A 12,999-nucleotide genomic window follows, 5' to 3' on the forward strand; every position below is an offset into this window, starting at 1 on the left:
CGGCTACTCCGCTACGGGCAGCCGCGCCCCGTCCCGCAGAAACAGCGGGATGCGGTCCAGCGGGGCGTCGACCGTCACCGACCGACCGCCCTCGTACGTCTCACCCGTCCACGCGTCCGTCCAGGTGGCCCCCGCCGGGAGGTAGGCGGTGCGGGCGGTGGCGCCGGCGGTGAGCACCGGGGCGACCAGCAGGTCCGGGCCGAAGAGGTAGGAGTCGTCGACCGACCAGGTCGCCTGGTCGTCCGGGAACTGAAGGAACAGCGGCCGCATCACCGGCAGGCCCTCCTCGTGTGCCTCCCGCATGACGCGCAGCACGTACGGCTTCAGGCGCTCGCGCAGCCGCAGGTACTTCTCCAGGACGCCCAGGGCCTCCTCGCCGTAGGACCACACCTCGTTCGGACCGCCGGTCATCGCGGGGCCGAGCGGCATGCCCGGGTCGCGGAAGCCGTGCAGACGCATCAGCGGGGACAGCGCGCCGAACTGGAACCAGCGGACCATCACCTCCCGGTACGCCGGGTCGTCCGGGTCGCCGCCGTGGAAGCCGCCGATGTCGGTGTTCCACCACGGGATGCCCGACAGCGCGGTGTTGAGGCCGGCCGCGATCTGGCGGCGCAGGGTCGGGAAGTCCGTGCCGATGTCCCCGGACCACAGGGCGGCGCCGTAGCGCTGACTGCCCGCCCAGGCGGAGCGGTTGAGGCTGACGACCTCCTCCTCGCCCGTGGCGACGAGGCCCTCGTAGAACGTGCGGGCGTTCTCGGCCGGGTAGATGTTGCCGACCTCCAGGCCCGGGCCCGCCCAGTAGCGCAGGTTCTCCTGGAAGCCCGGCTTCAGCTCCGGCTCGCAGGCGTCCAGCCAGAACGCCGTGATGCCGTACGGGTCGAGGTAGTTCTCCTTCACCTTCGACCACACGAACTCCCGGGCCTCCGGGTTGGTGGCGTCGTAGAAGGCCACCTGGACCGTGGAGGCGACCTCCTTGTCGGGCCAGTCGGCGTGCGCCATCGGGCCGTACTGGGTGCCGATGAAGTAGCCGCGCTGCTCCATGACCGGGTGGTTCTCGCTGAGCGGCGACACCGAGGGCCAGACGCTCACCACCAGCTTGATGCCGAGCTCCTCCAGCTCGCGCACCATCGCCGCCGGGTCCGGCCACTCCTTAGGGTCGAACTTCCACTCGCCGAGGTGGGTCCAGTGGAAGAAGTCGCAGACGATCGCCGAGATCGGCAGGCCCCGCCGCTTGTACTCGCGGGCCACCGCCATGAGTTCGTCCTGGGTGCGGTAGCGCAGCTTGCACTGCCAGAAGCCCGCCGCCCACTCCGGCAGCATCGGGGTCCGGCCGGTCACCGCGCTGTAGCGGCGCTGGCCGGCGGCCGGATCGCCCGCCGTGATCCAGTAGTCGATCTGCCGGGCCGAGTCGGCGACCCACCGCGTGCCGTTGTGCGCCAGCTCCACGCGGCCGATCGCCGGGTTGTTCCACAGCAGGGTGTAGCCGCGGCTGGAGGTCAGCACCGGGATGCCGACCTCGGCGTTGCGCTGGACCAGGTCGAGGACCAGGCCCTTCTGGTCCAGGCGGCCGTGCTGGTGCTGCCCGAGGCCGTACAGCTTCTCGTCGTCGTACGCGGCGAAACGCTGCTCCAGGCGGTGGTGGCCGTTGCCGACGGCCGTGTAGAGGCGGGAGCCGGGCCACCAGAAGTGGGCGCGGTCCTCGGCGAGCAGCTCGGCGGAGTCCTCCGTCCGCAGGAAGCGGATGAGGCCCTCGGCGTTCACCTCGACGGTGAGCGTGCCGACGGTCAGCTGCCCGCGCCCGTCCTCGATCTTCACCGTGGACGGCGTCGCGGGGGCCTCGTCGAGGAGCGCGCCCGGGAGCCCTTCGAGCACCGGGCCGCCGAGCCGGGCCCGCACCCGGACCGCGTCCGGACCCCACGGCTCGATCCGTAGCGTCTCCTGACGGCCGCTCCACTCCAGCGCGCCGCCCCGCTCGCGGAACGTGCCGACGGTGGGGGAGGACTGCGCCAGACTCACCTGGGGCTGGGTTTCAGCAGGCTGATTCACGTGGCGGGCTCCTGTGCTCCTGAGGGAGTGCAGACAGAGGTGTGCGGACATGGGGGTGCCCTGGGAGGGCGGGAGAAGTGGGGTGTGCTGTGCCTTACGGCCGGGTGGGCGCCGGCCCCGTGCTGCCCCGGACCGTCAGCTCGGGCGCGAGCAGCACGACCTCGTCGCTGCCGCGCCCCTCGAACTTGGCGAACAGCTGTTCCACGGCGTGCCGGCCCATCTCCTGCGCGGGGATGGCGACCGACGTGAGCCGCACCGAGGCCTGCGTCGCGACCTGGTCGGGGCAGATCGCGACCACCGACACGTCCTCCGGCACGGCCCGGCCCTGCTGCCGCAGCAGCGCGAGCAGCGGCTCGACCGCCGACTCGTTCTGCACGATGATCCCCGAGGTGTCCGGGCGTTCGTCGAGGATCCGGGCGAGCGTCACGGCCATCGCGTCGTACCCGCCCTCGCACGGCCGGTGCAAAAGCCGCACGCCCAGCTCCCGGGAACGGGTCCGGAGCCCGTCGAGGGTGCGCTCGGCGAAACCGGTGTGCCGCTCATAGACGGCCGGGGCCTCGCCGATGACAGCGATGTCGTGATGCCCCTGCTTCGCCAGGTGCTCCACGCACAGTGCGCCCGTCGCCCGGAAGTCCAGATCGACGCAGGTCAGGCCGGTGGTGTCGGCGGGCAGTCCGATCAGCACGGACGGCTGGTCGGTCGCGCGCAGCAACGGCAGCCGCTCGTCGTCGAGTTCGACGTCCATAAGGATCATCCCGTCGGCGAGCCCGCTCCCGGTGACGCGGCGCACCGCGTCCGGGCCCTCCTCGCCGGTGAGCAGCAGCACGTCGTACCCGTGCGTCCGCGCGGCGGTCGCCACCGCGATGGCGATCTCCATCATCACGGGCACGTACATGTCCGTGCGCAGTGGGATCATCAGCGCGATGATGTTCGACCTGCTGCTGGCCAGGGCACGGGCCCCGGCGTTCGGGTGGTACCCGAGCTCGCGGATGCTCCGCTCGACCCGCTGCCGGGTGTTCGCGGAGATGGACCGCTTGCCGCTGAGGACATAGCTCACCGTGCTCGCCGAGACTCCGGCGTGCTGGGCGACCTCGGCGAGGGTGACCATCCAGCTCTCCAAGCTTTGTGAAGCGCTTCGACGATGCGCGTTGCTGATATGGGTGTGTGAGGGTGGTTCGACAGTAGCCCCAGCGGGAGGACGTGTCCATAGGTTGTCGAAGCGCTTCGATACCGAATTCCGGAACGGCGCCGGAAGGGCGGCCCGTTCCCGGGAAGACACCCCGATGCAACACCCTCCTCAGGCCCCCGACAAGTCCGGGAGCGTGCCGCCCCATCGGCTGAACGGATGCGCGAGGACTGGTGGGAGCGTCCGGTTTCGGGTACCAACGATCCAGTAGCACTGATCGGTAACGTACCGTCCTCAACATTCCTATATGCGGCGAGGTGGCCCTCATGTCCGCTTCCACCACCCCCTCTTCCCGTCCCGCCGTCACCGAGCGGGAGGCCCGTGAGGTGGCGGAGGCCGCCCGGGAACAGCACTGGCGCAAGCCCAGCTTCGCCAAGGAGCTGTTCCTCGGCCGCTTCCGGCTCGACCTCATCCACCCCCACCCCCTCCCGGCCGACGAGGCGGCCCAGCGTGGCGAGGAGTTCCTCGCCAAGCTCCGCGACTTCGTCGAGACGAAGGTCGACGCGGCCCTCATCGAGCGCGAGGCCCGTATCCCCGACGAGGTGATCGACGGGCTGAAGGAGCTCGGCGCCTTCGGCATGAAGATCGACACCAAGTACGGCGGTCTCGGCCTCACCCAGGTGTACTACAACAAGGCGCTCTCCCTGGCCGGCTCCGCCAGCCCGGCGATCGGCGTGCTGCTCTCCGCGCACCAGTCGATCGGCGTGCCGCAGCCGCTGAAGCTGTTCGGCACCCAGGAGCAGAAGGAGCGCTTCCTGCCGCGCTGCGCGCGCACGGACATCAGCGCCTTCCTGCTCACCGAGCCCGACGTCGGCTCCGACCCGGCCCGCCTCGCCACCAGCGCCGTGCCCGACGGGGACGACTACGTCCTCGACGGCGTGAAGCTGTGGACCACCAACGGCGTCGTCGCCGACCTGCTGGTCGTCATGGCCCGGGTGCCGAGGAGCGAGGGCCACAAGGGCGGCATCACGGCCTTCGTCGTGGAGACCAACTCACCCGGCGTCACCGTCGAGAACCGCAACGCCTTCATGGGCCTGCGCGGCATCGAGAACGGCGTCACCCGCTTCCACCAGGTGCGCGTCCCCGCCGCCAACCGCGTCGGCGAGGAGGGCCAGGGCCTGAAGATCGCCCTGACCACGCTGAACACCGGACGGCTCTCCCTGCCCGCCTCCTGCGTCGCGGCCGGCAAGTGGTGCCTGAAGATCGCCCGGGAGTGGTCGGCGGCCCGCGAGCAGTGGGGCAAGCCCGTCGCGCACCACGAGGCGGTCGGCTCCAAGATCTCCTTCATCGCGGCCACCACCTTCGCCCTGGAGGCCGTGACGGACCTGGCCTCGCAGATGGCCGACGAGGACCGCAACGACATCCGCATCGAAGGCGCCCTCGCCAAGCTCTACGCCTCCGAGATGGCCTGGACGATGGCCGACGAACTCGTCCAGATCCGCGGCGGCCGCGGCTTCGAGACGGCCGAGTCCCTCCGGGCCCGCGGCGAGCGCGGCGTCCCCGCCGAGCAGCTCCTGCGCGACCTGCGCATCAACCGCATCTTCGAGGGCTCGACGGAGATCATGCACCTCCTCATCGCCCGTGAGGCCGTCGACGCCCACCTCTCGGTCGCCGGCGACCTCATCGACCCGGAGAAGTCCCTGGGCGAGAAGGCCCGCGCGGGCGCCGGCGCGGGCGTCTTCTACGCCAAGTGGCTGCCCAGGCTGATCGCGGGCCCCGGGCAGCTTCCGGCCACGTACGGCGAGTTCAAACACGGCGTGGACCTCTCCGGGCACCTGCGCTACGTCGAGCGCACCGCCCGCAAGCTCGCCCGCTCCACCTTCTACGCCATGTCCCGCTGGCAGGGCCGGATGGAGTCCAAGCAGGGCTTCCTCGGCCGGATCGTCGACATCGGTGCCGAACTGTTCGCCATGAGCGCGGCCTGCGTCCGCGCCGAACTGCTGCGCAGCCAGGGCGACCACGGCCGCGAGGCCTACCAGCTCGCCGACGTCTTCTGCCGCCAGTCCCGCATCCGGATCGAGGAACTCTTCAACCGCCTGTGGACCAACACCGACGACCTCGACCGCAAGGTCGTCAAGGGCGTCCTGTCGGGCACCTACGAGTGGCTGGAGCGCGGCATCGTCGACCCGTCGGGCGACGGGCCCTGGATCGCGGACGCGACACCGGGACCGAGCCAGAAGGAGAACGTGCACCGGCCGATCCGCTGACCGGCCCTCTGGGGGCGCGAGCGAGTGCGGTGCGCGCCCCCCGGAAGGGGACGTGCTGTCCTCACACACGACGCTTACGGCAACAATGGAGGGATGAGCGACAGTCGAGCCCCCTCAGGGCGCGGGCCGCAAGCCCCGTTTGCCCCGCGACGCCATGCACGCACTCTCGCCGCACCGGGCGCCGACCCGAGTACATCCAGTACGCGGGACGGCGCCCCGCACGCCGAGAGCACGCACCTGACGCCGCAGGGCCCGCCCTCCGGGCGGACGACGGTACTTACGGCCCGCGCCCTCGCCGATCCCCATCTGGTCTACGACCCCGTAGCGGGCGACGGTCCGAAGGACGTGGTGATCCTCGGCTCCACCGGGTCCATCGGCACGCAGGCCATCGACCTCGTGCTGCGCAACCCCGACCGGTTCCGGGTCACCGGCCTGTCCGCCAACGGCGGCCGGGTCGCCCTCCTCGCCGAACAGGCGCACCGGCTGCGGGCGCGCACGGTCGCGGTCGCCCGCGAGGATGCCCTACCGGCCCTGCGCGAGGCGCTCACCGCGCAGTACGGCACGGGCGAGCCACTCCCCGAGATCCTCGCCGGCCCGGAAGCGGCCACCCAGCTCGCGGCGTCCGACTGCCACACCGTCCTGAACGGCATCACCGGCTCCATCGGTCTCGCCCCGACCCTGGCCGCCCTGGAGGCGGGCCGCACCCTCGCGCTCGCCAACAAGGAGTCGCTCATCGTCGGCGGCCCGCTGGTCAAGGCCCTCGCCAAGCCCGGGCAGATCATCCCGGTCGACTCCGAGCACGCCGCCCTCTTCCAGGCCCTGGCCGCCGGCACCCGCGCCGACGTCCGCAAGCTGGTCGTCACCGCCTCCGGCGGCCCCTTCCGCGGCCGGACGAAGGCGGAGCTGGCGCACGTCACCGTCGACGACGCCCTCGCGCACCCCACCTGGGCCATGGGCCCCGTCATCACGATCAACTCCGCGACCCTCGTCAACAAGGGCCTGGAAGTCATCGAGGCGCACCTGCTCTACGACATTCCCTTCGACCGCATTGAGGTCGTCGTGCATCCCCAGTCGTATGTCCACTCGATGGTTGAGTTCACGGATGGATCGACACTGGCCCAGGCGACCCCGCCCGACATGCGCGGGCCCATCGCCATCGGCCTCGGCTGGCCCGAGCGCGTGCCCGACGCGGCGCCCACCTTCGACTGGAGCAAGGCCTCGACCTGGGAGTTCTTCCCACTCGACAACGAGGCCTTCCCCTCGGTGAACCTCGCGCGGCACGTCGGCGAGCTCGCGGGCACCGCCCCGGCGGTGTTCAATGCGGCCAACGAGGAGTGCGTGGAGGCGTTCCGCCAGGGCGCGCTGCCCTTCAACGGGATCATGGAGACCGTCACCCGGGTCGTCGAGGAGCACGGCACGCCGCGTACGGGAACCTCACTCACCGTGTCGGACGTCCTCGAAGCGGAGACCTGGGCGCGGACCCGGGCCCGGGAACTGGCGGCACAGACGGCGGAGGCCCGTGCATGACGACCCTGATGTTCATCCTCGGCATAGGCCTCTTCGTGGTCGGGCTGCTGTTCTCGATCGCGTGGCACGAGCTGGGGCACCTGTCGACCGCCAAGCTGTTCGGCATCCGCGTGCCGCAGTACATGGTCGGTTTCGGCCCGACCGTCTGGTCGCGCAAGAAGGGTGAGACAGAGTACGGGCTCAAGGCCATCCCGTTCGGCGGCTACATCCGCATGATCGGCATGTTCCCGCCCGGCCCCGACGGCCGGCTGGAGGTCCGCTCCACCTCCCCCTGGCGCGGCATGATCGAGGACGCCCGCTCGGCCGCGTACGAGGAGCTCAAGCCCGGCGACGAGCGCCGCATGTTCTACACGCGCGCGCCCTGGAAGCGCGTGATCGTGATGTTCGCGGGCCCCTTCATGAACCTGATCCTGGCCGTGGCGCTGTTCCTCACCATCCTGATGGGCTTCGGTATCACCCAGCAGACGACCACGGTCAGCTCGGTCTCCCAGTGCGTCATCGCGCAGAGCGAGAACCGCGACAAGTGCGAGAAGGGCGACCCGGCCAGCCCGGCCGCCGCCGCGGGCCTCAAGGCGGGCGACAAGATCGTCTCCTTCGGCGGCGTCAGGACCGACGACTGGAACAAGCTGTCCGACCTCATCCGCGCCAACCCCGGCAAGGACGTGCCGATCGTCGTCGACCGCAAGGGTCAGGACGTCACCCTGCACGCGAAGATCGCCACCAACCAGGTCGCCAAGAAGGACTCCGGGGGACAGATCGTCGAGGGCCAGTACGTCCGGGCCGGATTCCTCGGCTTCAGCGCCGCCACCGGCGTGGTCAAGCAGGACTTCGGCGAGTCCGTGACCTGGATGGGCGACCGGATCGGCGAGGCCGTCGACTCCCTCGCCGACCTCCCCGGCAAGGTCCCGGCCCTGTGGAACGCGGCCTTCGACGGCGCCCCGCGCGAGGCCGACTCCCCGATGGGCGTGGTCGGCGCGGCCCGCGTCGGTGGCGAGATCTTCACCCTCGACATACCGCCGACCCAGCAGCTGGCCATGGCCCTCATGCTGGTCGCGGGATTCAACCTCTCCCTGTTCCTGTTCAACATGCTCCCGCTGCTGCCGCTCGACGGCGGGCACATCGCGGGCGCCCTGTGGGAGTCGCTGCGCCGCAACACGGCCAAGGTCCTGCGCCGGCCGGACCCGGGCCCCTTCGACGTGGCGAAGCTCATGCCCGTCGCCTACGTCGTCGCCGGAATCTTCGTCTGCTTCACGATCCTGGTGCTGATCGCCGACGTCGTTAACCCCGTGAGAATCTCCTAGTCATCCGGCATTCGCGGCGGCTCGGCATACTGCGTGCCGAGCCGCCTCTCATCGGGTGGCAACCCGGGTGGGATGTGCCCGCGCTCGTGCCCGTGCCGTAATCTCGAAGCTCGGAGCCCGCTGCTCACGGGACCGGACCTTGATCCACGACTTGGGGTTGCACAGCAGATGACTGCGATTTCTCTCGGCATGCCGTCCGTTCCGACCAAGCTCGCCGAGCGCCGGAAGAGTCGGCAGATCCAGGTCGGATCCGTGGCCGTCGGCGGAGACGCCCCCGTCTCGGTCCAGTCCATGACGACGACGCGTACGTCCGACATCGGCTCGACCCTCCAGCAGATCGCCGAACTCACCGCCTCCGGCTGTCAGATCGTCCGCGTCGCCTGCCCGACCCAGGACGACGCCGACGCCCTCGCGACCATCGCCCGCAAGTCGCAGATCCCGGTCATCGCCGACATCCACTTCCAGCCGAAGTACGTCTTCGCCGCGATCGAGGCCGGCTGCGCGGCGGTCCGCGTCAACCCCGGCAACATCAAGCAGTTCGACGACAAGGTCAAGGAGATCGCCAAGGCGGCCCGGGACCACGGCACCCCGATCCGCATCGGCGTCAACGCGGGCTCCCTCGACAAGCGCCTCCTGCAGAAGTACGGCAAGGCGACCCCCGAGGCCCTCGTCGAGTCGGCGCTGTGGGAGGCGTCCCTGTTCGAGGAGCACGACTTCCGGGACATCAAGATCTCCGTCAAGCACAACGACCCGGTCGTGATGATCGAGGCGTACAAGCAGCTCGCCGAGAGCTGCGACTACCCGCTGCACCTCGGCGTCACGGAGGCCGGTCCCGCCTTCCAGGGCACGATCAAGTCGGCGGTCGCCTTCGGCGCGCTGCTGAGCCAGGGCATCGGCGACACGATCCGCGTCTCGCTGAGCGCCCCCCCGGCCGAGGAAGTGAAGGTCGGCCTCCAGATCCTGGAGTCCCTGGGCCTCAAGGAGCGCGGCCTGGAGATCGTCTCCTGCCCCTCCTGCGGCCGCGCCCAGGTCGACGTCTACAAGCTGGCCGAAGAGGTCACGGCCGGCCTCACCGGCATGGAGGTCCCCCTCCGCGTCGCCGTCATGGGCTGCGTCGTCAACGGCCCCGGCGAGGCCCGCGAGGCCGACCTCGGCGTCGCCTCCGGCAACGGCAAGGGCCAGATCTTCGTCAAGGGCGAGGTCATCAAGACCGTCCCCGAGTCCAAGATCGTCGAGACCCTCATCGAAGAGGCCATGAAGCTCGCCGAGCAGATGGAAAAGGACGGCGTCACCTCGGGCGAACCGTCGGTGGCGGTAGCGGACTGACGTTTGGAGAGCCGCCAGTTCGGGTCTGCGCCCCTGAAAGGGGCGCGGGGAACTGCGCGCCCAGCCACAGAAGACCCGCACCCGCCGACCAGCACCCGGCTCCCCGGCTCGAAGGCGCCCGACCCAAGCAGCGCAGCTATAGTGCGGAGACCAGCAGACCCGAGTGTGTGAGGCCCCGCCCGTGTTGACGCAGACGACCTCCCGGGTCCTCGAACCGAGCGACCTGGACGCCGCGCTCGCCATACTCGACCGCGAGCCGGTCGCGAACGCCTTCGTGGCGTCCCGCGTGCAGATCGCCGGCCTCGACCCATGGCGGCTCGGCGGAGAGATGTGGGGCTGGTACGAGGACGGCATGCTGACGTCCCTGTGCTACGCGGGCGCCAACCTCGTCCCCATCTGCGCCACCCCGCGCGCCGTCCGCGCCTTCGCCGACCGCGCCCGCCGGGCCGGCCGCCGCTGCTCCTCCATCGTCGGCCCGTCCGGCTCCACCGCCGACCTGTGGCGGCTGCTGGAAGCCCAGTGGGGCCCGGCCCGCGACGTCCGCCGCCACCAGCCGCTCATGGTCACCGACCGCCTGCCGGACGGCATCGCCCCGGACCCCTACGTCCGTCGCGTCCGCAAGGACGAGATGGAGAAGATCATGCCGGCGTGCGTGGCGATGTTCACCGAGGAGGTCGGCGTCTCCCCGCTGGCCGGTGACGGCGGCCTCCTCTACCAGGCCCGCGTCGCCGAACTCGTCGGCTCCGGCCGCGCCTTCGCCCGTTTCGACGCGGACGGCAAGGTCGTCTTCAAGGCCGAGATCGGCGCCGCGACCGACCGCGCCTGCCAGATCCAGGGCGTCTGGGTCGCCCCCGAACACCGGGGCACCGGCCTGGCGGCCCCCGGCATGGCAGCGGTCCTGCGCTACGCCCTGGCCGACGTGGCCCCGGTGGCGAGCCTGTACGTCAACGACTTCAACACGGCAGCCCGCAGGACCTACCAGAGGGTGGGCTTCCACGAGGTCGGCGCCTTCATGAGCGTGCTGTTCTGACAACTCGAAGCCCCCTGTAGGCTCCCCGCCATGGACCTGGTGATCGGCCCCCTCGACCTCTCCGCCCACGTCGACGAGGCCCTGGAAGTCCAAGCCGTGGCATTCGGGCTGGGCCCCGACGAAGTCGCAGTCCGCCGCCAGATCGTCCTGCGCCACATGACCTACCCGGGCGCCCGCGCCCTCGGCGCGACAGTCGGCGGCACCCTCGTGGGCTTCGTCTACGGCATGCCCAACGACCGCACCCACTGGTGGTCCACCGTCGTGGAGCCGTACCTCAGGGCGAACCACCACGACCACTGGCTCGACGACGCCTTCGTGATCACCGAACTGCACGTCCACCCCGCCCACCAGAACCGCGGCATCGGACGCTCCCTGATCACCACGATCACCGACGGCGCCGCCGAACCCCGCTCGATCCTCTCCGCGATCGACACCGAAAGCCCCGCCCGCGCGCTCTACCGCTCCCTCGGCTACCGGGACCTCGCCCGCCAGGTCCTCTTCCCGAGCGCCCCGAAGCCGTACGCGGTGATGGGCGCCCCGCTCCCGCTCCTGCGCCGTTAACCGATTTCCACCGCCCGGTACCCCCCGGATAACCTCCTGCCATCACCTTCCCCCACTCTCGGCTTCGCTCGAGCGGGGGGACCCCCAGCAGCAGGAGCAGAACCATGGCGAACGCACCGGTCCAGCGCATGTCCCAGTTGATGGCGAAGACGTTGCGCGACGACCCGGCGGACGCCGAGGTCCTCAGCCACAAACTCCTCGTCCGCGCCGGGTACGTGCGCCGCACCGCCGCCGGGATCTGGAGCTGGCTGCCGCTCGGCAAGCGGGTCCTGGCCAACGTGGAGCGCATCGTCCGCGAGGAGATGGACGCCATCGGCGCCCAGGAGGTGCTGCTCCCCGCCATCCTGCCGCGCGAGCCCTACGAGGCCACCGGCCGCTGGGAGGAGTACGGCCCCGAGCTGTTCCGCCTCCAGGACCGCAAGGGCGGCGACTACCTCCTCGGCCCCACCCACGAGGAGATCTTCACCCTGCTGGTGAAGGACCAGGTGTCCTCCTACAAGGACCTGCCGGTGATCCTCTACCAGATCCAGAACAAGTACCGCGACGAGGCCCGGCCCCGCGCCGGCATCCTGCGCGGCCGCGAGTTCCTGATGAAGGACTCCTACTCCTTCGACACCGAGGACGAGGGCCTCGCCCGCTCCTACGCCCTGCACCGCGAGGCCTACCAGAGGATCTTCGCGCGCCTCGGCCTCGACTACCGCATCTGCGCCGCCACCGCCGGCGCGATGGGCGGCTCCAAGTCCGAGGAGTTCCTCGCCCCGGCCGAGGCCGGCGAGGACACCTTCGCCGACTGCCCGAACTGCGACTTCGCCGCCAACACCGAGGCGATCACATACGAGCTGAAGCCCGTCGACGCCACGGCCGTCCCGGCCGCCGAGGACATCCCCACCCCCGACACCCCGACCATCGAGACCCTCGCCGCCTCCCTCGGCGTCCCGGCCTCGGCCACGCTGAAGAACCTCCTCGTCAAGGTCGACGGCGAGATCGTCGCCGTCGGCGTCCCCGGCGACCGCGAGGTCGACATGGACAAGGTCGAGGCGCACTTCGCCCCGGCCGCCGTCGAACTGGTCACCGAGACGGACTTCGCTGCCCGCCCCGACCTGGTCCGCGGCTACGTCGGACCGCAGGGCCTGGACAAGGTCACCTACCTCGCCGACCCGCGCGTCGCCCCGGGCACGGCCTGGATCACCGGCGCCAACAAGGCCGGCACGCACACCAAGAACGTCGTCGCGGGCCGCGACTTCGAGGTCGACCGGTACGTCGACGTCGTGGTCGTGCGGGAGGGCGACCCCTGCCCGAAGTGCGGCACGGGCCTCGTCCTCGACCGGGCCATCGAGATCGGCCACATCTTCCAGCTCGGCCGCAAGTACACCGACGCCCTCAAGCTCGACGTCCTCGGCCAGAACGGCAAGCCGGTCCGCGTCACCATGGGTTCCTACGGCATCGGCGTCTCCCGCGCGGTCGCCGCCCTCGCCGAGCAGAGCGCCGACGACAAGGGTCTGTGCTGGCCGAGGGAGGTCGCGCCGGCCGACGTCCACGTGGTCGCCGCCGGCAAGGCCCTCCAGACCGAACTGGCCCTCGACATCTCCCAGAAGCTGGCCGCCGCCGGTGTCCGCGTCCTGGTCGACGACCGCGCCGGCGTCTCCCCGGGCGTCAAGTTCACCGACTCCGAGCTGATCGGCGTACCGCAGATCCTGGTGGCGGGGCGGCGCGCGGCCGACGGCGTGGTGGAACTGAAGGACCGCCGCACCGGCGAACGCGAGGAGCTGACGGTCGAGGAGGCCGTCGCCCGGCTCACCGCCTGAGCGCCCTGGC

At 70.8% G+C, this 12,999-nt stretch carries 9 protein-coding genes; 7 read left to right on the forward strand and 2 right to left on the reverse strand.

Annotation, left to right across the window (positions count from 1 at the left end; translation table 11 throughout):
- Window positions 1-3 precede the first annotated feature (3 nt).
- Both ACFZDA_RS33860 and ACFZDA_RS33865 read right to left on the reverse strand, forming a co-directional pair.
- Window positions 4-2,046 (reverse strand): TIM-barrel domain-containing protein, encoded by a 2,043-nt coding sequence (locus tag ACFZDA_RS33860; RefSeq protein ID WP_391089023.1) that lies wholly within the window; start codon window positions 2,044-2,046, stop codon window positions 4-6.
- 94 nt (window positions 2,047-2,140) lie between these two features.
- Window positions 2,141-3,154: a substrate-binding domain-containing protein gene (locus ACFZDA_RS33865; protein WP_391089025.1), complete on the reverse strand. Its 1,014-nt coding sequence runs from the start codon at window positions 3,152-3,154 to the stop codon at window positions 2,141-2,143.
- A gap of 344 nt (window positions 3,155-3,498) precedes the next feature.
- On the opposite strand from ACFZDA_RS33865, the gene ACFZDA_RS33870 reads away from it, so the two are divergent.
- The 7 genes from ACFZDA_RS33870 (at window position 3,499) to ACFZDA_RS33900 (ending at window position 12,989) form a co-directional block, all read left to right on the forward strand.
- Window positions 3,499-5,439, forward strand: a complete 1,941-nt coding sequence (locus ACFZDA_RS33870; protein WP_391089027.1) for an acyl-CoA dehydrogenase family protein — start codon at window positions 3,499-3,501, stop codon at window positions 5,437-5,439.
- A 345-nt stretch (window positions 5,440-5,784) separates the two neighbouring features.
- Complete coding sequence (gene dxr, locus ACFZDA_RS33875; protein WP_391089097.1) at window positions 5,785-6,966, forward strand: 1-deoxy-D-xylulose-5-phosphate reductoisomerase; 1,182 nt, start codon at window positions 5,785-5,787, stop codon at window positions 6,964-6,966.
- Between the two features lie 8 nt (window positions 6,967-6,974).
- Window positions 6,975-8,267: a site-2 protease family protein gene (locus ACFZDA_RS33880; protein ID WP_391089099.1), complete on the forward strand. Its 1,293-nt coding sequence runs from the start codon at window positions 6,975-6,977 to the stop codon at window positions 8,265-8,267.
- 168 nt (window positions 8,268-8,435) lie between these two features.
- A complete protein-coding gene (gene ispG, locus ACFZDA_RS33885) occupies window positions 8,436-9,593 on the forward strand; it encodes a flavodoxin-dependent (E)-4-hydroxy-3-methylbut-2-enyl-diphosphate synthase (RefSeq protein ID WP_391089029.1) in 1,158 nt (385 codons plus the stop codon).
- A 181-nt stretch (window positions 9,594-9,774) separates the two neighbouring features.
- On the forward strand, window positions 9,775-10,623 hold the full coding sequence (locus ACFZDA_RS33890) for a GNAT family N-acetyltransferase (RefSeq protein WP_391089030.1): 849 nt from the start codon (window positions 9,775-9,777) through the stop codon (window positions 10,621-10,623).
- A gap of 30 nt (window positions 10,624-10,653) precedes the next feature.
- Window positions 10,654-11,184: a GNAT family N-acetyltransferase gene (locus tag ACFZDA_RS33895; RefSeq protein ID WP_391089033.1), complete on the forward strand. Its 531-nt coding sequence runs from the start codon at window positions 10,654-10,656 to the stop codon at window positions 11,182-11,184.
- A 104-nt stretch (window positions 11,185-11,288) separates the two neighbouring features.
- Window positions 11,289-12,989, forward strand: a complete 1,701-nt coding sequence (locus tag ACFZDA_RS33900) for a proline--tRNA ligase (RefSeq protein ID WP_391089034.1) — start codon at window positions 11,289-11,291, stop codon at window positions 12,987-12,989.
- Window positions 12,990-12,999 lie beyond the last annotated feature (10 nt).

It is taken from the genome of Streptomyces sp. NPDC007991 (assembly GCF_042958445.1).
Taxonomy (GTDB): Bacteria; Actinomycetota; Actinomycetes; order Streptomycetales; family Streptomycetaceae; genus Streptomyces.

Coding starts and splice junctions, on each gene's coding strand:
- ACFZDA_RS33865 (WP_391089025.1), bottom strand. CDS start 3,154: ATGGTCACCCTCGCCGAGGTCGCCCAGCACGCCGGAGTCTCGGCGAGC.
- ACFZDA_RS33870 (WP_391089027.1), top strand. CDS start 3,499: ATGTCCGCTTCCACCACCCCCTCTTCCCGTCCCGCCGTCACCGAGCGG.
- ispG (WP_391089029.1), top strand. CDS start 8,436: ATGACTGCGATTTCTCTCGGCATGCCGTCCGTTCCGACCAAGCTCGCC.
- ACFZDA_RS33900 (WP_391089034.1), top strand. CDS start 11,289: ATGGCGAACGCACCGGTCCAGCGCATGTCCCAGTTGATGGCGAAGACG.
- ACFZDA_RS33895 (WP_391089033.1), top strand. CDS start 10,654: ATGGACCTGGTGATCGGCCCCCTCGACCTCTCCGCCCACGTCGACGAG.
- ACFZDA_RS33880 (WP_391089099.1), top strand. CDS start 6,975: ATGTTCATCCTCGGCATAGGCCTCTTCGTGGTCGGGCTGCTGTTCTCG.